This window comes from Mesorhizobium sp. P2_F8 (genome assembly GCF_056403655.1).
Genome location: NZ_JBFUFB010000001.1, coordinates 735,473 through 755,292 on the forward strand (window position 1 = coordinate 735,473; position 19,820 = coordinate 755,292).

The 19,820-nt window shown below is 64.5% G+C and carries 21 protein-coding genes; 10 read left to right on the forward strand and 11 right to left on the reverse strand.

The window, feature by feature from the left end; genetic code table 11:
• The first annotated feature begins 200 nt into the window (after positions 1 to 200).
• Positions 201 to 1,439 carry an MFS transporter gene (locus tag AC1DZP_RS03540; RefSeq protein ID WP_477300153.1) on the forward strand — a complete coding sequence of 413 codons (1,239 nt, stop codon included), beginning with the start codon at positions 201 to 203 and terminating at the stop codon, positions 1,437 to 1,439.
• Positions 1,440 to 1,442: 3 nt separating this feature from the next.
• Here AC1DZP_RS03540 and AC1DZP_RS03545 read toward each other — a convergent pair whose 3' ends face one another.
• The 6 genes from AC1DZP_RS03545 to hemC form a co-directional block, all read right to left on the reverse strand.
• Positions 1,443 to 2,159 (reverse strand): glutamine amidotransferase, encoded by a 717-nt coding sequence (locus AC1DZP_RS03545; RefSeq protein WP_477300154.1) that lies wholly within the window; start codon positions 2,157 to 2,159, stop codon positions 1,443 to 1,445.
• Between the two features lie 17 nt (positions 2,160 to 2,176).
• Positions 2,177 to 2,656, reverse strand: a complete 480-nt coding sequence (locus tag AC1DZP_RS03550; RefSeq protein WP_095084069.1) for a tellurite resistance TerB family protein — start codon at positions 2,654 to 2,656, stop codon at positions 2,177 to 2,179.
• 95 nt (positions 2,657 to 2,751) lie between these two features.
• Positions 2,752 to 4,353 (reverse strand): heme biosynthesis HemY N-terminal domain-containing protein, encoded by a 1,602-nt coding sequence (locus AC1DZP_RS03555; RefSeq protein WP_477300155.1) that lies wholly within the window; start codon positions 4,351 to 4,353, stop codon positions 2,752 to 2,754.
• Positions 4,354 to 4,363: 10 nt separating this feature from the next.
• Positions 4,364 to 5,848, reverse strand: coding sequence for a COG4223 family protein (locus tag AC1DZP_RS03560; protein WP_477300156.1), 1,485 nt, complete (start codon positions 5,846 to 5,848; stop codon positions 4,364 to 4,366).
• 111 nt (positions 5,849 to 5,959) lie between these two features.
• Positions 5,960 to 6,676, reverse strand: a complete 717-nt coding sequence (locus AC1DZP_RS03565) for a uroporphyrinogen-III synthase (RefSeq protein ID WP_477300157.1) — start codon at positions 6,674 to 6,676, stop codon at positions 5,960 to 5,962.
• 1 nt (position 6,677) lies between these two features.
• Positions 6,678 to 7,604 (reverse strand): hydroxymethylbilane synthase, encoded by a 927-nt coding sequence (gene hemC / locus AC1DZP_RS03570; RefSeq protein WP_477300158.1) that lies wholly within the window; start codon positions 7,602 to 7,604, stop codon positions 6,678 to 6,680.
• Between the two features lie 100 nt (positions 7,605 to 7,704).
• Here hemC and tsaD point away from each other — a divergent pair, with 100 nt between their 5' ends.
• The 6 genes from tsaD to AC1DZP_RS03600 are packed head-to-tail and all read left to right on the forward strand — an operon-like array spanning position 7,705 to position 11,742.
• Positions 7,705 to 8,793, forward strand: a complete 1,089-nt coding sequence (gene tsaD, locus AC1DZP_RS03575) for a tRNA (adenosine(37)-N6)-threonylcarbamoyltransferase complex transferase subunit TsaD (protein WP_477300159.1) — start codon at positions 7,705 to 7,707, stop codon at positions 8,791 to 8,793.
• Positions 8,790 to 9,821, forward strand: a complete 1,032-nt coding sequence (locus AC1DZP_RS03580) for an NAD(P)H-dependent glycerol-3-phosphate dehydrogenase (RefSeq protein ID WP_477300160.1) — start codon at positions 8,790 to 8,792, stop codon at positions 9,819 to 9,821. Before tsaD ends, AC1DZP_RS03580 begins: the two co-directional genes overlap by 4 nt.
• A gap of 37 nt (positions 9,822 to 9,858) precedes the next feature.
• The gene (locus tag AC1DZP_RS03585) at positions 9,859 to 10,155 is read left to right on the forward strand and encodes a YciI-like protein (protein WP_095084062.1); all 297 of its coding nucleotides are present in this window, start codon (positions 9,859 to 9,861) and stop codon (positions 10,153 to 10,155) included.
• A gap of 42 nt (positions 10,156 to 10,197) precedes the next feature.
• Positions 10,198 to 10,623, forward strand: coding sequence for an EVE domain-containing protein (locus tag AC1DZP_RS03590; RefSeq protein ID WP_095084061.1), 426 nt, complete (start codon positions 10,198 to 10,200; stop codon positions 10,621 to 10,623).
• Between the two features lie 53 nt (positions 10,624 to 10,676).
• On the forward strand, positions 10,677 to 11,276 hold the full coding sequence (locus tag AC1DZP_RS03595; protein WP_477300192.1) for a class I SAM-dependent methyltransferase: 600 nt from the start codon (positions 10,677 to 10,679) through the stop codon (positions 11,274 to 11,276).
• Between the two features lie 49 nt (positions 11,277 to 11,325).
• A complete protein-coding gene (locus AC1DZP_RS03600) occupies positions 11,326 to 11,742 on the forward strand; it encodes a DUF1761 domain-containing protein (protein WP_477300161.1) in 417 nt (138 codons plus the stop codon).
• Positions 11,743 to 11,758: 16 nt separating this feature from the next.
• Here AC1DZP_RS03600 and gcvA read toward each other — a convergent pair whose 3' ends face one another.
• A complete protein-coding gene (gene gcvA / locus AC1DZP_RS03605; protein WP_477300162.1) occupies positions 11,759 to 12,679 on the reverse strand; it encodes a transcriptional regulator GcvA in 921 nt (306 codons plus the stop codon).
• 130 nt (positions 12,680 to 12,809) lie between these two features.
• Here gcvA and AC1DZP_RS03610 point away from each other — a divergent pair, with 130 nt between their 5' ends.
• On the forward strand, positions 12,810 to 13,073 hold the full coding sequence (locus AC1DZP_RS03610; protein WP_477300163.1) for a hypothetical protein: 264 nt from the start codon (positions 12,810 to 12,812) through the stop codon (positions 13,071 to 13,073).
• Between the two features lie 64 nt (positions 13,074 to 13,137).
• Here the strand turns inward: AC1DZP_RS03610 and AC1DZP_RS03615 are convergent, their stop codons facing one another.
• Positions 13,138 to 13,674 (reverse strand): L,D-transpeptidase family protein, encoded by a 537-nt coding sequence (locus AC1DZP_RS03615; protein ID WP_477300193.1) that lies wholly within the window; start codon positions 13,672 to 13,674, stop codon positions 13,138 to 13,140.
• A gap of 144 nt (positions 13,675 to 13,818) precedes the next feature.
• Between AC1DZP_RS03615 and AC1DZP_RS03620 the strand changes: the two genes are divergently transcribed.
• Both AC1DZP_RS03620 and AC1DZP_RS03625 read left to right on the forward strand, forming a co-directional pair.
• Complete coding sequence (locus AC1DZP_RS03620) at positions 13,819 to 14,502, forward strand: response regulator transcription factor (protein ID WP_023760937.1); 684 nt, start codon at positions 13,819 to 13,821, stop codon at positions 14,500 to 14,502.
• 119 nt (positions 14,503 to 14,621) lie between these two features.
• Complete coding sequence (locus tag AC1DZP_RS03625) at positions 14,622 to 15,077, forward strand: Crp/Fnr family transcriptional regulator (protein WP_095084055.1); 456 nt, start codon at positions 14,622 to 14,624, stop codon at positions 15,075 to 15,077.
• Positions 15,078 to 15,142: 65 nt separating this feature from the next.
• Here the strand turns inward: AC1DZP_RS03625 and AC1DZP_RS03630 are convergent, their stop codons facing one another.
• The 3 genes from AC1DZP_RS03630 to AC1DZP_RS03640 all read right to left on the reverse strand — a co-directional run bounded on the left by AC1DZP_RS03630 (position 15,143) and on the right by AC1DZP_RS03640 (position 19,748).
• Positions 15,143 to 15,949: an exodeoxyribonuclease III gene (locus AC1DZP_RS03630; RefSeq protein WP_477300164.1), complete on the reverse strand. Its 807-nt coding sequence runs from the start codon at positions 15,947 to 15,949 to the stop codon at positions 15,143 to 15,145.
• A 299-nt stretch (positions 15,950 to 16,248) separates the two neighbouring features.
• Positions 16,249 to 16,929, reverse strand: a complete 681-nt coding sequence (locus AC1DZP_RS03635) for an outer membrane lipoprotein carrier protein LolA (protein WP_477300194.1) — start codon at positions 16,927 to 16,929, stop codon at positions 16,249 to 16,251.
• Positions 16,930 to 17,075: 146 nt separating this feature from the next.
• Positions 17,076 to 19,748: a DNA translocase FtsK gene (locus tag AC1DZP_RS03640; RefSeq protein WP_477300165.1), complete on the reverse strand. Its 2,673-nt coding sequence runs from the start codon at positions 19,746 to 19,748 to the stop codon at positions 17,076 to 17,078.
• Between the last annotated feature and the right edge of the window lie 72 nt (positions 19,749 to 19,820).

The window sequence follows — 19,820 nt, forward strand, 5'->3', positions numbered from 1 at the left end:
ATCGCGCTGCGAACTTTGTTAGAAATTCCCTTGGCCGGAACAGCGCCCATCCGGGAAGTGCCCCGCCGGCCATCGCATCGGCCCGAAAATCGGTTCCGATTTTCGGAAAGCACGATGCGAAAACCAAAGTGTTGGAGCGTACTTTGTGCGTCCGATTGGACGCACGTCGCTCCAATGCCATCGCAACGGGGCCTCGATCCATGACTGCCGCACAAACCTCGCCGGACCAGCGCTATGCCGCGTTCCGCCACCGCTCCTTCCTGAGCTATTGGGCGGCGCGTTTCCTCACCACCTTCGCCACCATGATCGTGTCGGTCGCGGTCGGCTGGCAGATGTATGACCTGACGAGGGATCCTCTCGATCTCGGCCTGGTCGGTATCGTCCAGTTCCTGCCGTCGCTGCTGCTGGTGTTGGTCACCGGTGTCGTCGCCGACCGCTTCGGCCGCCGCCTGATCATGGCGCTGGCGGTGGTGATGGAGGCGATCTGCGCGCTGACCCTGCTGTTCCTGACCCTGCATGGCATCAGCGGACCGCTGCCGATCTTCGTCGTGCTTGCCATGTTCGGCGTCGCCCGCGCCTTTTTCGGGCCGGCCTCGGCCTCGCTGTTCGCCAATCTCGTGCCACCTGAGGATTTCGCCAACGCCATCGCCTGGAACTCGTCGGCCTGGCAGACGGCGACCATCGTCGGCCCGGTCGCCGGCGGCCTGCTCTACGGCGTGTCGGCGGAAGTCGCCTATGGCACCGCCGCCGTGCTTATGCTTGCGTCCGGGTTGCTGATCTTCACCATCCCGAAGCCCGCGCAACGCACCGAGACCGAGAAGCCGACGCTGCAGAACCTGTTCGGTGGGTTCAGCTATATCTGGAGCGAGAAGATCGTGCTGGGCGCCATCTCGCTCGATCTGTTCGCCGTGCTTTTGTCGGGCGCCTCGGCACTGCTGCCGATCTATGCGCGCGACATCCTCCAGCTCGGCCCCTGGGGCCTAGGCCTGCTGCGCTCGGCGCCGGGCGTGGGCGCCATCTGCGTCGCCATCTGGCTGGCCGGCCATCCGATCCGCAACCATGCGGGGCTGATCATGCTCGGCTTCGTTGCGGCGTTCGGCGCCTTCACCGTGCTGTTCGGCCTGTCGACCATCACCTGGCTGTCGATCGCAGCGCTCGCCTTCCTTGGCGCTACCGATATGTTCAGCGTCTATATCAGGGAGACCTTGATCCAGCTGTGGACGCCCGACCATGTGCGCGGCCGAGTCAATGCCGTGAACCAGGTCTTCGTCGGTGCCTCCAACGAGGTCGGCGAATTCCGCGCCGGCACGATGGCGGCGTTGATCGGCACGGTTCCGGCCGTCGTGGTCGGTGGCGTCGGCGCGATCGCGGTCGCCGGGCTGTGGATCGTGCTGTTCCCGCAACTGCGCAAGGTGCGCCACCTCAACGGGCGAAACTGACGTCTATCGCAGCGCCGGCTTGGCGAAGATCGTGCGCAGGAATTCATCCAGCCAGCGCTTGAGATGCATGTCCCAGATCAGCCGGCCGCCGAGATGATCGCGGCCGGGCTGCGCCCCGGGCAACTCGAAGCGATGCGCGCCGCGCACCACCCAGCGCTGCATCATCGCCCTGGTCAACTCGCCGTGGAACTGGATGCCCCAGGCATTGTCGCCATAGCGGAAGGCCTGGTTGGGATAGGTCTCGGCCGTCGCCAGCAGCGTCGCGTCCCTGGGCAGTGAAAAACCCTCGCGGTGGAACTGATAGACCATCTCCGGCCAATGCATCAGGGTCTTGCCGGCTTCGGTCGCCTTCAGCGGATACCAGCCGATCTCGACCAACCCTTCGCCGTGACCCTCGACCTTGCCGCCGAGATGGTTGACCAGCATCTGCGCACCAAGGCAGATGCCAAGGCACGGCCGGTTCTCCTTGAGCGGTACTTCCAGCCAGGCGGTCTCGCGACGAACGAACTCGTCCTCGTCATTGGCGCTCATCGGTCCACCGAACACCACCGTGCCGGCGTGGCCGTCCAGCGTTTCCGGCAAGGTATCGCCGAGCGGCGGGCGACGGATGTCAAGCTCGAAGCCCTCTTCCAGGAGCATGTGGCCGACACGTCCGGGGCTCGAATTCTCCTGATGCAGCACGATCAGGATTTTTGGCTTCGAACTCGTTTGGCGCGGCATGGGCAGGCGAAATCCGTCTATTCGTCGCTCGATGTTCCGGTGGCGCCGGGTGCCTGCTCCGCCGCCTTGCGACGTGCCTCGATGCGGTCGCGGCGTTCGACGCCGATCAACTCGGCGACGCGCCAGACCGTGTTGTCCTCCAGCTCGTGCAGCTCGCCATCGGCGTAGACGATCTCCCACATCAGGCCGATGAAGGCCTTGCGCGCCTCAGCATCGAGATGGCGCTTCAAGACACTGGTGAAGGCATAGAGATCGATCGCCTCATTGTCGGCCCGCTCGCCGGCGGCGGCGAGCGCTTCGAGTTCGGCGCCGCTGATCGAGTAGCTCTGGGCCAGCACCGCCTTGAACCGCTCCCACTCGACATCCTGGCGCACGCCATCGGCATTCATGACGTGATAGAGTAGCGCCGAAGCCGCAACGCGCGGATCGTCGCTGCTGGCATGCGTGCCGGCGCCGGCCGGCAAATCCCTCAGAAATGACAGAACGCGTTCAAACATGATCCATTCCTTAGAGCATGATGCCGAAAAGTGTGAAGCGGTTTTCGGACGACATCATGCTGCTTGGTTACAGAGGCCCTCACGGCCGGCCCAACTCAAAACAACCGAAACCGGCGCGGCGATTTTTCCGCTTCCTCGTCCGGATCGACGCCGGGATCATCCGGCAGCCGCGCATGCTCCTCGGCCGGCTCGACCGCTTCCGCGTTGGTCGGCACCTCGGCGAAGGCGGCGGCAGTGATCGGCTGGACATGATCTTCCTCGCGGGCCTCAGCCTCCTTGCCCGCCGAAATCTCGCCGCCAGCGTCATCGATCACCTCGACCGGCCTCTCGCTCACCGGCTTTGCCAGCGCTTCGATGACCGGCACGGGGGCGGCCGCTGCATCATCATGGCTGTCGATCAGCTGGCCGAGACGCTCCATCGGCGCGCGCCACTCGAAGGCGTCGAGCCGGCCGGTGACCGGCGATACCGGCGCCCACCGCTCCGAAACGACGCCATCGGCGACCCAGGCCGGATCGCGCGGCGCCCGCACCGCCCTGGACAGAAGCTGCCGCACCTTGCCCTGGTCGCCGGTGTCGGCCTCCTCGATGTCGGCCAATAGCAGATAGGCACCCTCGCGGCGGTCCATCCTGATCGCTGCCTCGGCCTCGCGGCGGGCAGTCGAAAAATCCAGCGCATCAAGTGCTGCGCGTGCCACCGTCATCGACGACTCGGCGTGGTTCTTCTTCATCTCCTGCAGCTTTTTCGCCCGGTTGAGGCGGTCGAGCACCGCATCGCCTGGCCGTGCATGGGTATAGAGCTCGGCGATCTCAGGATGCGGCTCGGCCCTCCACGCCGTCTCGAGGATTTTCGAGCCCTTGCGCACGTCGTTCTGCTTGAACAGCGCGGCCGCGGCGGCGACAGCGGCGGGGGCGAAGTCCGGCCGCAGCCGGTTGGCCTCGATTGCCGCGGTTCTGGCGGCAGTCGGATCGCTACCGGCAAGCGCCTGCGCCTTGGCCGTCAACAGCACGGCGCGACGGCGGTTGGCGGCATCGCGTTCGATCTGCCGTGTCGACTTCTGCGCGTCGACCAGCTTCAAGGCACCGTCCCAGTCGCCGCGCGCGGTCAATTCTTCCAAGGTCGATTCGGCCGCCCAGGCCAATTGCGGTGACATAACGGCGGCGCGGCCGGCATAGTGCCTGGCGGCGTTGCGGTCGCCCAGCCGTTCGGCCTCGAGATAGAGCCCGCGCAGGCCGAGCAGCCGCATTTCGGGGTCGTCGAGCATGCTCTCGAATTTCTGCCGCGCCCCTTCGTGATCGCCTTCGAGCAGCGACGCCTGCGCCTCAAGCAGATGGATCAGCGGCTCCTGGTCGGAGCGGATCAGCTTGGCCGCTTCCTTGGTTTTCTTGCGAGCCAGCGCGCCGTCACCGGCGCCGGCGGCGATCATGCCGGTCGACAGCGCCTGATAGCCACGGTCGCGGCGGCGCACGCGGAAATAGCGCGAGATGGTGTAGGGGCTGTTCCACAGCGACTTGATCAGCCACCAGAAGATCATCACCGCGGCGACGACGGCAACGACGGCCACTGCCGCCACCATCAGGCTGACCTGGTATTGGTAGCCGCTGAAAGTGACGACCATGTCGCCGGGCCGGTCGGCCAGCCAGGCAAAGCCCAGCCCGAGCGCGAAAACGACGATAAGGAAGGCCAAGAGGCGGATCATGGTGTTGCCCTCATGCCTTCATCGCGCCAGAGATCAGCGCGTCGACCTGTGTTTCGACCTCGATGCGTGCTTTCAGTTTGCCGGCAAAGTCGGCACCGGCCGCCTTCACGGCTTCGGGCAGCGTGTCATACTCGCTGAGCGCCTTGGCATAGTCGCCCTGGTTGACCGCCACTTCCATGCGCGCGACGGTTTCCGGCGCACCGGCACCTTCGACGGCGCCGATCGGCCGGACCTTGACCAGCGATTCGGCGCTCGACAAAAGGTTCTGCAGGAAACCGGCATTCTCATCGACAGGCGTCGCGGCGGCGACCATGGCATTGGCAGCGGCATCCGCTTGCGATGCGATCTCGGCGCGGGTCGGCACGCCTTTTTCAGCGTAGGTGCGCAGTGTCGCGAGTTGCGGCGCATCCGGCGAAATTGCGGCAAAGGTTTCGAGTTCGGCCGAGAATGGCGCGCCACGGTCGAGCGCGGACTTGAGCGCCGACGCGGCGATGGCGAGCGCGATCTTCGGCTGTCCCGCCGCCGCCTCGACCTTGCCGGAAAGCTGCGACACCGACTGCTCCAACGCGGTGAGCCGGCCATCCAGCGCCGTCGTCGCTTCGCCGGCTGACTTCGCCTGTGCGTCGAGACCAGCCAGTTTTTCGTTGAGCGGGCCGAGATCGACCGGTGCCGTGCCGCCGGCCTTACCTAGGGCGGCGACCGCGGTTTCGATCTGCTTGATCTTGTCGCCAAGCGCTGCGAGCCCGGCAGTGTCGCCCGCTCCACCGGATTCGACCGCCGACTTCAGCGCCGCGACATCGGTCTTGACCTGATCCAGCGCCGACGACAGGCCATCGACCTTGGCCGACGCGTCGGTGTTGCCGCCCGTTTCCTTCAGGCCGGCGATTTCGCGATTCAGCGCGGCGATCTCGCTGTTGACGCCGTCGAGCGATACGCCGGAACTGGACCCCGGCGCGCCGAGCAGCCCGGCATATTGCAGGCCACCCGCGCCGACCAGCGCGATGACGCCGCCTATGATGCCGGCGGCAATGCCATTGAGGCCGCTACGCTTTGCCGGTGGTGTTGGCGCCATTCTGTCGTCCCGTGTCTCGGTTCTCGCCTTGTTGTCGTCGGCCTGGGAGCGCTTCGCCGACGCATCCTCGAAATTGTAGTCGAAGGCTTTGGTCTTGTTGGCCGGCGCCTCGGACGCTCCGGGATAGGCAGGTTCGGCTTCGCTGGCGCCCTTGGCTGCCGCTTCTGCGGCCGTCGCCGCTGGCTGTTCCGATTCGGCCTGGGCGTCCGCATGCTCCCAGGGCTCGAGATCGGTCTGGTCGGCATGCACCGGTTCTTCGGGAATCTCGGCCCGCGAGACGGCCTCCTCCGGCGCCTCTTCGGCGCCGGCCTGGGGCTTGGCGGCGTCCTCGTCGGCGATGCGCGAGACCGCGCCGGGCTCGAGATCGATGGTCACCGGCTCGCGGCGGCCTTTCGAGTGTCGCATCTTCGGCGTCTTGACCATGCTTGGGCTCCGCACAATTCGCTTCGTCTCAACGCCTGGCGGCGCATGATGGTTCAGAAAATGGTCTAGCACATCACCAAGCGGTGAAAAGGGGCGGTGTGATGACGCGGCTCAGGGCCGCGCCCGCAAAAGTGCCAGCAGCGTTTCCTCGTCGGGCCGCACGGCAATGCGGATTCTTTCATTGGCGGTATCGTCAAGCGCTGCCGCGATGCGCGCGGAAAGGGCGAAAAACCTTGTCTTTTCAAAGAGCCCTAGCAGAGCGGTCCGCCTGGCCAGGATCTGCATCGCGGCGGCGGCCTTGGCTGAATAAAGCAGCACCGCATCGGCGGGTCGGCCGGACAGGCGCTCGAGGATGGCTTCATCGGAATAACCCACCGCGAGCGTGTCATATGTCTCGACGGCATGGACCTGGACGCCTGCTGCTCTCAGCCTCTGTTCGAACACTGGGAAGCGCACGCGTCCGCAGAGATAGACGATGGTCATCCCCGAGAGATGACCGGCAAGACTGGCGGCAAGCGCCTCAGCATCGCCCGGGCCTTCGCTGACCGAGGAGAACCCCGCTTTGCGAGCCGCTTCCGCCGTCCTTGTTCCCACGGCATGGCAGGGCAGACCGGCAAGCGCCGCGATGAGCTCCCTGGAAGCAAGCCGCACGGCATTGGCGCTGGTGATGGCCACCGCGACGGCATCGCCCGGAAACAGTCCGGCATCGACCGGCAACGCCGCCGTTTCGGTCAAGGGCAGAAGGATCGGCTGGAACCCTGTCTCCTGAAGCCGCTGTGCCGTGCGCGAGGCGCCCGGTTCCGGTCTCGTCACCAGGACGCGAAGCATTTCAGAGCCAGCCGTCGAAGAACTTTTCGCCGGCCCTGGCCCGCACGGTCCGGGCGGCTTCCTGGCCGATGCGGCCAGCATCCTGCGCCGGTCCCTGCAGATCGACCGTGTGCGACTGCGTGCCGTCGGGCGAGATGATCAACCCGGCAAAAGACAGCTCTCCGGCCTCGATCGCCGCGTAACCGGCGATCGGCGTGCGACAGGAACCATCGAGCGCCGCCAGAAAGGCGCGCTCGCAGGCGAGCGCCTGGCCGGTCGGCGCATCATGGATCGCCGCCAGCATCTTTTCGACGTCGCCATCGCCGATGCGGGTTTCGATGCAGATCGCGCCCTGTCCCGGCGCCGGCGGAAAGATGTCGAGCGGCATCAGGTCGGTGACGACGTGATCGAGCCCGAGCCGCTTCAGCCCGGCATAGGCCAGGATGGTGCCGGCGGCGACGCCTTCATCGAGCTTGCGCAGGCGCGTCTGCACATTGCCGCGGAACATCACTACGTCGAGATCCGGCCGCATCCGGCGGATCAGCGCCTGTCGCCGCAGCGATGACGAGCCGACTTTCGCTCCATGCGGCAGGTCGGCGATGGTCTTCGCCGCCTTGCCGATAAAGGCGTCGCGCGCGTCCTCGCGCGGCAGGAAGGCGCTGAGTTCGAGACCGTCGGGCAGTTGCGTCGGCATGTCCTTCGACGAATGCACGGCGATGTCGATCCGGCACGCCAGCAGTGCCTCCTCGATCTCTTTGGTGAACAGGCCCTTGCCGCCGGCCTCCGACAGCGGCCGATCCTGGATGCGGTCGCCGCTGGTCGAGATGACGACGATCTCGAACGCTTCCGCCGGCATGCCATGCGCGGCCATCAGCCGCGCCTGCGTTTCATGCGCCTGTGCCAGCGCCAGCGGGCTGCCGCGTGTTCCGATTCTCAAGATTGTTTGCATGGCGTGCGGTCCGTGATAACCCCCGGGCAGACCGAGGCCTTTCCGGGCTTTCTCCTAATGGGGAAAGCGCTGACAGACAATCTCTAGGGACAGCGACGAATTGATCCGCGTTCTGGGCATTGAGACGAGTTGTGACGAGACCGCTGCCAGTGTCGTGGCGCTGGACGGTGACGCTGCGCCAAAAATCCTATCCAACATCGTGCTCAGCCAGATCGAGGAGCATGCCGCCTTTGGCGGCGTCGTACCGGAGATCGCGGCGCGCGCCCATGTCGAGGCGCTGGACGGTATCGTCGAGGCAGCCCTAGCCGATTCGGGCACAGCACTTGCCGATATCGATGCGATCGCAGCCACTGCCGGCCCCGGTCTGGTCGGCGGGCTGATTGTCGGGCTGATGACCGCCAAGGCGATCGCCGCGGCGGCGAACAAGCCGCTGATCGCCATCAACCACCTCGAAGGCCATGCCTTGACCGCAAGGCTGACCGACGGGCTCGATTTTCCCTATCTGCTGCTCCTGGTCTCCGGTGGCCACACGCAGATCCTCGCCGTGCGCGGCGTCGGCGACTATCAGCGCTGGGCAACCACCATCGACGATGCGCTCGGCGAAGCCTTCGACAAGACCGCCAAGATGCTCGGCCTGCCCTATCCCGGCGGACCCAATGTCGAGAAGGCTGCCCAAACCGGCGATGCCTCGCGCTTTGCCTTTCCGCGTCCGATGAAAGGTTCGGCCCAGCCCGACTTCTCCTTTTCCGGCCTGAAGACCGCCGTGCGCCAGGCGGCGACAGCCATTGCGCCCTTGAGCGACCAGGATGTCGCCGACATCTGCGCCTCGTTCCAGGCAGCGGTGGCCGATGCGTTGGCCGACCGTGTCGCGCGTGCGCTGGCGCGCTTTCGCGAGACGTTTCCCGGCACCAAAAATCCGGCCCTGGTGGTTGCCGGCGGCGTCGCCGCCAACCGCACCATCAAGGCGACGCTGGAGCGGCAGTGCGACGAGGCCGGCTTCACCTTCGTCGCGCCACCGCTGAAACTGTGCACCGACAATGCGGCGATGATCGCCTGGGCCGGCATCGAACGGTTGCGCGAAGGCATGGCGCAGGAAAACGGCTTCGACTTCGTGCCGCGCTCGCGCTGGCCGCTGGACAGCATTTCGACGCCGATGGTCGGCTCCGGCCGGCGCGGAGCCAAGGCATGAATGGCCGGGAGATGAACAGCCAAGACAAGGAAAACCCGGGCAAAAGCGGCTGGCGCGTCAGCGTGCTTGGCGGTGGCGCCTGGGGCACAGCGCTGGCGCTGGCCATGCTGCGTGCGGGCCATTCGGTGCGGTTGTTCGCCCGCGACCCCGAAACCGTCGCGGCGATCGATCGCGGCGAGAACCCGCGCTATCTGCCCGGCATCGCCATCGCGCCCGGCATCGACGCGACGAGCGACATCAAGGCGGCACTCACTGGCGCCGATTGCGTGCTGGCGGTGACGCCGGCGCAATCGCTGCGGGCAACGCTGGCGGTCGCGAAAGGCCATGTGCCTGCCGATATCCCGCTCGTCCTCTGCGCCAAGGGCATCGAGCGCGACACCGGCGCCTTGCTGTCGGCGATTGTCGGCGAGATCCTGCCGCAAAATCCGGTCGCCGCTCTATCGGGTCCAAGCTTTGCCACCGATGTCGCCCGGGGCCTGCCGACTGCGGTGGTCGTGGCCGCCCGCGACGAGGCATTGGCCGCGGACCTCGCCGCCCGCTTTTCGGCGGAGAATCTGCGCTGCTATTCGAGCGACGACCTCATCGGCGTCGAGATCGGCGGCGCCTTGAAGAACGTCTTCGCCATTGCCGCAGGTGCTGTCACCGGGGCGGGGCTCGGCGCCAGTGCCCAGGCCGCCATGGTGACGCGCGGCTTCGTCGAACTGCGGCGCATCGGTGCCGCCTTCGGCGCCAGGCCCGAAACGCTGATGGGCCTGTCCGGCCTTGGCGACCTGCTGCTCACCTGCTCGTCGACCCAGTCGCGCAACTTCGCCTATGGGCTGGCGCTGGGGCAAGGCAAGCCGCTTGCCGGATTGCCGCTGGCGGAAGGCGTGCCGACGGCGGCGATCGCCGCCCGCATCGCCACCGAGCGCAACATCGACGCGCCGATCATTGCCGCCGTGGCGGCCATACTGGACGGCACCATCACCATCCGGCAGGCTGTGACAGCCTTGATGACCCGGCCGCTCAAGACCGAAACCAACGATTGATCCCCACGACATCGATCCCACGACCAGGAGAAAGACCATGCTGTTTGCTTTGATTTGCAAGGACAAGCCCGGGAGCCTGCAGGTGCGCCTCGACACGCGTCCCGAGCATATCGCCTTTCTCGAAGGGTTGAACGGCGACAAGAAACTGGCTTTCGCCGGTCCCTTCCTTGACGCCGAAGGCAAGCCCAATGGCAGCCTCGTCGTCGTCGAGGCACCGGACCTGGCAGGGGCACAGGCCTTGTCGGCCGCCGACCCGTACGCCAAGGCCGGACTGTTCGACAGCGTCGAAATCCGCCAGTGGAACTGGACGTTCAACAAGCCGGCGGCTAGTTAATTCCGGTCGCTGGCGGACGCACGCCAAGGAGGAGCAAAAGAAATGAACTACTGGCTGTTCAAATCCGAACCCTCGGTCTTCTCCTTCGAGGCGCTGAAGGCGAAGGGCAAGGCCGGCACGCAATGGGATGGCGTGCGCAACTATGCCGCGCGCAACAACATGAAGGCCATGCAGATCGGCGATCTCGGCTTCTTCTACCATTCCAACGAGGGGCTGAACGTGGTCGGCATCGCCGAAGTCTGCGCGCTTGCCCATCCCGACACCACGACCGACGACCCGCGCTGGGAATGCGTCGACATCCGTGCCTTCAAGGACGTGCCGAACCCGCCGACGCTGGAAGAGGTCAAGGCCAATCCAAAGCTTGCCGAAATGGCGCTGGTTCGGCTCGGGCGACTTTCCGTGCAGCCGGTGACGCCGGCCGAATGGAAGGAAGTCTGCCGCATGGGCGGCCTGACACCCGCTCCGTGACGGCGCTCACGCCAGACAGCGCGAAACAATTCATCCTCGACAACACGGCGCTGATGGCGCCGCCGCATGTGCCGGAAATCCTGCTTCATCTTGCCGACGAGGCGCATGATTTGTGGCAGCGGACGGAGGATGAGCTGGTCGAGATCGGCCTGCCGCCGCCCTTCTGGGCCTTTGCCTGGGCCGGCGGCCAGGGCCTTGCCCGCTACATCATCGACAATCCGGCTATGGTGCGGGGAAAGCGTGTGCTAGACTTCGCTTCCGGCTCCGGCCTCGTCGCCATCGCTGCGGCCAAGGCCGGTGCTGCCGGCGTGATCGCAACCGACATCGATCCTTTCTGTGCGACCGCGATCCGCCTCAATGCGCAAGCCAACGATGTCGGGATCGGGTTCCTCGGCACCGATTGCATCGGCACCGATGCCGGCTGGGATGTGATCCTGGCAGGCGACGTTTTCTACGACAATTCCTTCGCCGTCCGGCTGATGCCGTGGTTCGCAACGCTGAAGGCGCGCGGCGCCGAGATCCTCGTCGGCGATCCCGGCCGGTCGTACATGCCGAAGGCAGGGCTGGAACCGCTTGCGGTCTATGAAGTGGCCGTCACCCGGGCACTGGAGGATTCACTGGTCAAGCGCACCACCGTCTGGCGGTTTGCTTGACGCCTTCGCCGAACAGGCGTTCCATCAGATTTGCATTGGAGGGGGACGCATGGATTTTGAAGCAGTGAACTGGCTGGCGGTGATCGCCGCCGCCGTCGTCGCATGGTTGTTCGGCGCCGCCTGGTACATGGGCCTGAGCAAACCGTGGCTGAAGGCCGCCAGGCTCGATCCCGCAACAATGAAGAAATCACCGCTGCCCTTCGTCATCAGCTTCATCGCCGAACTGATCATGGCCTACATAATGGCCCTGGTGGTCGGCGCGATGACCGGCGGCGAGCCGACATTGCTCGCCGGACTTGTTTTCGGCTTCGTGCTTTGGCTGGGCTTCGTCGCCACGACGCTCTCGGCCAACCATCGCTACCAGGATTTCGGCTGGGACCTGACCCTCATCGACGGCGGCCCCTGGCTCGGCGTGCTGCTGATCATCGGCGTGGTCATCGGCTGGTTCGGCGCGGCGGCAGGCTGACGACCTGCCGCGATCGTCAGGTCTGCGTCCTGGCGACTTCCTCGAGAATCCATTCGCGAAAGGCGGCGATGCGTGGATCGTCGGCAGTGCTCTCGGGATAAACCAGGAAATAGGCGAACTCGGCTCCCACCCTCAGGCCGAGTTCAAAAGGCTGCACCAGTCTGCCTTCGGAGAGGTCGTTTGCCACCATGGCGAAGTCGGCGAGTGCGACGGCATTGCCCTCGATCGCCGCCTGAACGGCGTCGGTGGAGTTCCTGAACACGATGGTGCGGCTGTCGTCGAAATCGTTGATGCCGGCCGCCGCCATCCACATCCGCCAGTTCGGCCATGTCACGCCTTGCCGCGCCCATTCGATATGGGCAAGCGTGTGGTTGAAGAGGTCACGCGGCTCGCGCAGCGGCGGACCGGACGTCAGCAGGCCCGGGCTGCACACCGGGATGATGATGTTGTCGAACAGGCGATGGGCGCGAAGGCCCGGGTACTTCCCGACGCCGAACCGGATGCCGACATCGACGTCGTCGAGCTCGAAATCCCGCACTTCGTAGGCGATGTCGAACCTGAGCTCGATATTGGGGTGATGCCTGCGAAAATCATCGACGCGCCGCATCAGCCATTTTGAAGCGAACTGCGCGTCAAGCGTTACCTTCAGCAGTGTCGTGCCGCGGGTCAGCTTGCGTGCCCGCGAGACGGCCCGGCCAAGCAGGTCGAGTGCATCGATCGATGCCTCGAACAGCACCGTGCCCGCCGCCGTCAGCCGGATGGTGCGGCTGGTGCGGGTGAACAGCACAATGCCCAGTTGATCCTCGATTTCCTTGATCTGATGGCTGACCGCTGCCGGCGTCAGGCCGAGCTCGTCGGCGGCACGCGTGAAGTTGAGGTGTCGGGCGGCAGCTTCCAGCGTCCTCAGCGCTCGCGTTCCAGGCAGCAGGCGGGACATGCCATCCTCAAATAAAACTTGACGATCTCAAAAGAACTACTCGTTTCTCATTTAAATTTCAATGCGGCATGATCCACCCATCGCAACACCATCAAACCGGATTTGATATCCGGATGAAACGGATCACCCCATGTCCCACATTGTCGTGAATGCGCCGGTATCCACGCCGGCCTGGCTTAGCGCGGTGCTTGACTGGTTTCGCCATGCCAGGATCGCCATCCGCCTCGCCCGCCACGATATAGCCCACCAGAGCGTCGAGAACCTCTCCGATCGCCAGCTATGCGACATCGGCGCCGAGCGCCGTGACGTCGCCCGCGCCGTGGACAGGGAAATGGGTCGGCTGGGCCTGCTCGACATCGGCTGGCAGAAGCCAGGCAGGCGATTAGGGGAGTAAGGAAATAGGGCAGTACGGCAGCAGGGGGAGTTAAGACACCGACACACATGCCCTACTGCCCTACTTACCGCATCACCCTCATCACCGTCCTATCCGACAGCAGCGGCAGCAGCCGCGCCATCGTGCGTGCGGTCACCGCCACACACCCTTGAGTCGGCGTGAAGCCGGGGCGCGCCAAATGGAAGAAGATGGCGCTGCCGCGCCCACGCCGGCGTGGCGCCAGGTTCCAGTCTAGCACCAGGCAGGCGTCATAGAGGCGGTCGTCGCGCCGCATGCGTTCGTGGCTGGCGCCATAGGGGATCTTGACCGGCCTGTTATAGTTGCGGTCGTCAGGCACTTCGCACCAGCCCAGATCAGGCCCGATCGGCGTCATCGCCAAACGGGTTTTGCGGCCGCTGGAGAACTGATCTCCCCGGAAATAGCCCGACAGGATCCGCATCGGGCCAAGCGGCGTGGCGCCGTCGCCTTCACGCTTGTCGGCCGAGATGCCGCCCCGCCCCAGCGCGCACGCAAACACCGTTGTGCCGGCCTGCAGCAGGCCCTGGCTCGGGTTTCCGGGCCTCGCCCGCACGGTCAGCACGCGAAGCCCTTTTCGCAAAATTGCGCCGGCTGCATTGCTATCGCGTTTTTTCTTGTATGATCGTGCCACGGAACAAATCACTGTGATCGGCTGTTGTGCTGGTCAGCTTCCGCATAAAGAGACAGCGGTCAACTGAATTTTCTTTTCAAAACAACGGATTGATCCATGACTTCACGCACCATTCTAATCGTCGACGACGATGACGACCTGCGCGGCACTCTGGTCGAGCAATTGTCCCTCTATGAAGAATTCGACGTGCTGCAGGAATCGACTGCGGCAAAAGGCGTCGCGACCGCGCGCGGCGGCCTCATCGATCTGCTCATCATGGATGTCGGGCTGCCCGACATGGATGGCCGCGAAGCGGTGAAGATCCTGCGCAAGGGCGGCTACAAGGCGCCCATCATCATGCTGACCGGCCACGACACCGATTCCGATACGATCCTTGGTCTCGAGGCCGGCGCCAACGACTATGTGACGAAGCCGTTCCGCTTTGCCGTGCTGCTGGCGCGCATCCGGGCGCAATTGCGCCAGCATGAGCAGAGCGAGGACGCCACCTTCTCGGTCGGGCCCTACACCTTCAAGCCCAGCCAGAAACTGCTGATCGACCCGCGCGGCGGCAAGGTGCGGCTGACGGAGAAGGAGGCCTCGATCATCAAATATCTCTATCGCGCCGACCAGAAGGTGGTGACACGCGACGTGCTGCTCGAGGAGGTGTGGGGCTACAATTCCGGCGTCACCACGCACACGCTGGAAACCCACGTCTACCGGCTGCGCCAGAAGATCGAGCGCGATCCTTCCAATGCGGAAATTCTTGTGACAGAAAGCGGTGGCTACAAGCTGGTTCCTTAAACATTTCATTATCCAATCAGCGGCCGGGCGGGACCGCATTCGGGTACGATCCAGTTGGAGGGGGTTGTGGATCGTATCGCAGGGGAGGGAATGGACTGACCGTTCGGGGACACAGCTAGATGGCGTTGGATGACGACATTCGCATCCTGTCCGCCGTGAGGCTCTTCGAGGGCTTCACGCAGGAACAGTTGCGTCTGCTCGCCTTCGGCGCCGAGAACACAATATTGCTTGCCAACCACAAGCTTTACCGCGAGGACGACGAGGCCGATTCCGCCTATGTCGTGGTCAGCGGGCGCATCCTGCTCTATCGAGAGCAGAACGGCGAACGCATCCCGATACGTTCGGTCGGCCCCGGCGCGATCCTGAGCGAACTGGCATTGATCGCCGACAGCAACCGGCTGACCAGCGCGTCGGCCGAAATCGATTCGGAAGTGATACGGCTCAGCCGCAAGATGTTCCGCCGCATCCTGGAAGAATATCCGGAAATCGCGGTGAATCTCCACCAGCGTATCTCCGAGGAATTTCAGACACTGATCCGCCGTATCGAGGAACTGGCGCCCCGCTTCTCTGACTAGCGGCAGCGATGAGCTGGTCATCCCGCTGCCAGGACCTTAGGGATGAGGTCGGCCGCGTCGTAGCTTTAATCGAGATCGAAGCGCGCTATGACCGGCACATGGTCCGACGGCCGCTCCCAGCCGCGCGCCAGGCGCAGGATCTCGTAGCCGGCAAAATCAGCCACCAGATTTGGCGACGACCAGACGTGATCGAGCCGCCGGCCACGGTCAGAGGCCTGCCAGTCCTGCGCGCGATAGCTCCACCAGGTGTAGAGTTTCTGCTCCAGCGGAATATTGAGCCGCATCAGGTCGACCCAGTTGCCGGCCAGCCGCATCGCCTCGAAGCTTTCCGTTTCGACCGGCGTGTGGCTGACCACGTTGAACAACTGCTTGTGCGACCAGACGTCGTGTTCGAGCGGGGCGATGTTGAGGTCGCCGACAAGGACCGAGCCGGACACCTCGTCATGCTCGGCACGGATGGCATTCATCTCGGCGACGAAATCGAGCTTGTGCTTGAACTTCCTGTTGATGACAGGATCCGGTTCGTCGCCGCCTGCCGGAACGTAGAAATTGTGCAGCAGGATGGCCTTGCCGCCGGCTCGCACCGTCACTGACAGATGCCGGCTGTCCTCGATCTCGCAGAAGCGGCGCCTTTCGACCACCTCGATCGGCCGCCGCGCCACCGTGGCGACGCCGTGGTAGCCCTTCTGGCCGTGGAAGGCGATGTGCTCGTAGCCGAGCTTGCGGAACGCCTTTTCGGGAAACAATTCGTCCGGAACCTTGGTCTCCTGCAGGCAGAGCACATCCGGCGCATGCTCGACAAGCAGGCGTTCGACGATCGGCATGCGCAGACGAACGGAGTTGATGTTCCAGGTGGCAATGGAAAAGGGCATTCGGCAATCCAGGACAGCGTATGGCCAGCCAGAACCGACAGGCCCCTGGCGGGCAAGACGCCTTTTGACGGAGTCAGTCCGGGAAACTGCCAGCCGCAAGCCGCAAAGACAAGCCGGCCCCCGCCCAGCGAGGCGCGACCCAGGGCTTTCCACAGCTATTGACGTGATTGGTCCTGGGGCGGTTCATCGTTTCACGGAAACGCAGAACCGCTCTATCTCCTTGTTTTGACGCGATTCCCCCAGGGAAAGCACGACGCGCTTTTCCCGGGAAAACCGTTTCACACTTTTCCTGGAATGCTCTACCGCGCCTTGGTGTTGACTTCGCGATTCGCGCTGTAGTCGATGGCGAAGGTGTCGGCGGCGAAGCTGACGCCTTCCTTGACGTTGAAGATCATCACCGTCGTGTCCTTGCCCTGTGCGTCGGTGATCGTCCACTGACGCAGCTCGTAGGATTTGGCATCGAACATCATCGTTATCTTCGAATTGCCGAACACCGATTTGTCGGCGAGCTGGATGGTGGTGAGGTCGTCTTCCTGCTTGACGCTTTTGACGCGGTCGCCAGAGAGATCGATCTTGTCGTCGAGCAGCAGCTTCAGCGGCGTCTTCGACAGCGGATAGAGATCGGAGGTGTTGAGCCTCTTGTTGAGGATGACCACCGACTTGCCGTCTGAAATCACCCGGAAATTTGACGCGCCGTCATAGTTGAAGCGGATCTTGCCCGGCCGTTCGAGGAAGAACTTGCCGCCGGTCTGCTCGCCCTTGGGGCCGAACTGCACGAATTCGCCACTCATCGATTTGACCGAGGAAAAATGGTCGGCGATCTTCTGTGCGGCCGGCGGCACGGCCGCTTGCGCCGAAGCCAGCAACTGGAAGCCGGGCATCACGTTGAAGGCCGCCGCCCCTGCAAACCCCAGGCCCAGCCCGAGCAACTGGCGCCGGGTGGGAGCAAAACCGCGGAGCGCTGAAGGATCGTTTTTCATATCGGTCACTCTCATCTGATTCCTGAGTTGCTCTAGTGCTTGGACCCCCAGTTGGGCTGAAGTTTGGCGGGTCAGTCGCGCCTCATTCGCTTCAACGCCCTGAACGGTTCAAGGTTGCGAGACAGGAGATGTCATAAGGATCGCGGTCAGAACTTGTCCTCTTCGGTCGGCACTAGGATCTCACGCTTGCCGGCATGGTTGGCCGGGCCGACGATCCCTTCCTTCTCCATTTTCTCGATGATCGAGGCGGCGCGATTGTAGCCGATGCCCAGCCGGCGCTGGATGTAGCTGGTGGAAGCCTTGCCGTCGCGCAGCACCACGGAAACAGCCTGATCGTAAGGATCATCGGAATCTTCGAAATTGCCGTTGCCGCCGCCACCGCCGGAACCGCCCTTGCCCGACGGCTCGTCGTCGTCCTCGCCATCATCCTCTGTTATGGCATCGAGATATTCCGGCACGCCCTGCAGCTTCAGATGCGCGACGATCTTCTCGACCTCTTCATCAGCGACGAACGGGCCGTGCACGCGTTGGATACGGCCGCCGCCGGCCATGTAGAGCATGTCGCCCATGCCGAGCAGCTGCTCGGCACCCTGCTCGCCCAGGATGGTGCGGCTGTCGATCTTCGACGTCACCTGGAAGGAGATGCGGGTCGGGAAATTGGCCTTGATGGTGCCGGTGATGACGTCGACCGACGGACGCTGTGTCGCCATGATCACATGGATGCCGGCGGCACGCGCCATCTGCGCCAGGCGTTGCACCGCACCTTCGATGTCCTTGCCGGCGACCATCATCAGGTCGGCCATCTCGTCGATGATGACGACGATATAGGGCATCGGCTCGAGGTCGAGATTCTCGGTCTCGTAGATCGCCTCGCCGGTCTGGCGGTCGAAACCGGTCTGCACGGTGCGCGAGATCTTTTCTCCCTTCTTGTCGGCTTGCTGCACACGGGCGTTGAAACCATCGATGTTGCGCACGCCGACCTTCGACATCTTGCGGTAACGGTCCTCCATCTCACGCACGGTCCATTTCAGCGCCACCACCGCCTTCTTCGGATCGGTGACCACCGGCGTGAGCAGATGCGGAATACCGTCATAGACCGACAGTTCCAGCATTTTCGGATCGATCATGATCAGCCGGCAATCCTGCGGCGTCAGCCGATAGAGCAGCGACAGGATCATGGTGTTGATGGCGACCGACTTGCCCGAGCCGGTGGTGCCGGCGACCAGCACGTGCGGCATCTTGGCGATGTCGACGATGACCGCCTCGCCATTGATGGTCTTGCCCAGCGCCAGCGCCAGTTTGGCCTTCGTCGTTTCGAAGTCGCGGCTGGCCAGAATCTCGCGAAGATAAACGGTTTCGCGCTTGGCGTTCGGCAGTTCGATGCCGATGGCGTTGCGGCCGGGCACCACGGCGACGCGGCAGGCGATGGCGCTCATCGAGCGGGCGATGTCGTCGGACAGGCCGATGACGCGCGAGGATTTGATGCCGGGCGCCGGTTCGAGCTCATAGAGCGTGACGACGGGACCGGGGCGGACGGCGATGATCTCGCCCTTGACGCCAAAATCCTCCAGCACGCCCTCGAGCAGGCGGGCATTCTGTTCCAGCGCGTCCTTGGACAGGCTGGCATCGCGCACCACGTTCTTCGGTTCGGACAGGAAATGCAGCGACGGCATCTCGAATTTTTCCGAGCCGATCAGCGATGTCTGCGCCTCGCGCTGGACGCGGGCGCCTGGAGCCGGACGCGGTGCCGGCGCCTCGACGCGGGTGGCAGCATCGGAGCGGAACTGCTGCACCCTGGCGGTCGGCGCCGAACGGCGTTGCACGACGTGCTCATCGTCGAAATCGGCATCTTCGCCATTGTCGAAGCGATCGCCGAAGACATCGTCATCATCCAGATCGACCGAAATACTGCGGTCATTGACCATGGCGGCGAAGAATTCGGGCTCAACGCGGGCGCGACCGTCCGGGCTCATCCGCGATTCGGCGAACTCGGCCGATTCGACCCGTTCGGCGGCGCGCCGCCAGCCGCTCGCGCGCGGCTCCATCTCCGGCTCGTACTCCTCCCGCTCCTGCCTGCGGCGCGCGGCGCGGCGGTGCATCCAGGCGCGCAGCGACAGCCACCAGTGGGTGATGGCGCCAAGCGCCAGAATGCCTTCGTCGCCTTCATCCTCGTCATTGTCGAACAAAAGGTCGTCCTCACGCGGATCGACGGAAGGCTCGTCCTCCATCACGGCGAAGCCGTTCTTGCGTCCGATCAGCGCCGAACCGTGGGCAAAGAGCCACAGCGCGGGTGCGGCCAGCAAGATGGCGATGATGCTGGCGAACAGCCCGGTCGGATAGCCGCCGATCACAATCCCGGGGATCTTAAGCACCATGTCGCCGAACACGCCGCCGAGGCCGGTGGGCAGCGGCCAGGTCTTGGGCGGCACCACGCAGCCGGCCATTGCCGCGGCGAGCAGGGCGAAACCAAACCATGAAAGCCCGCGCCTGGGCAACCTGTCGACGCCGCGCGCGGAAAACAGCAGAAAGCCCCAGATCACGGTCGGAACCAGCGCAGCAACCGCGGCAAGGCCGAAGAACTGCATGGCCAGGTCGGAGAACACGGCGCCGGCATAGCCCATGGCGTTGGTGACGGTGTTGTTCGTCGCGTGCGAGAAGCTCGGATCGGCGACATTCCAGGTGGCAAGGCTGGCGACGCCGAATGCGGCCAGCACGAACAGTCCGGCGCCGACCAGCCGCCCGACCTGGCGCCGCGCGAACGCCTGGATGCCGTGCCCCGTATCGGCCAGCGCGAGCGGTGCTGAAGCCCCTGAACGCATGCTCATCCCCGTCTGTCATTGCTTCGTGCGGGTGCGTGGCGCACTCCGGCAGATTCGGGTCTCAGACTATCG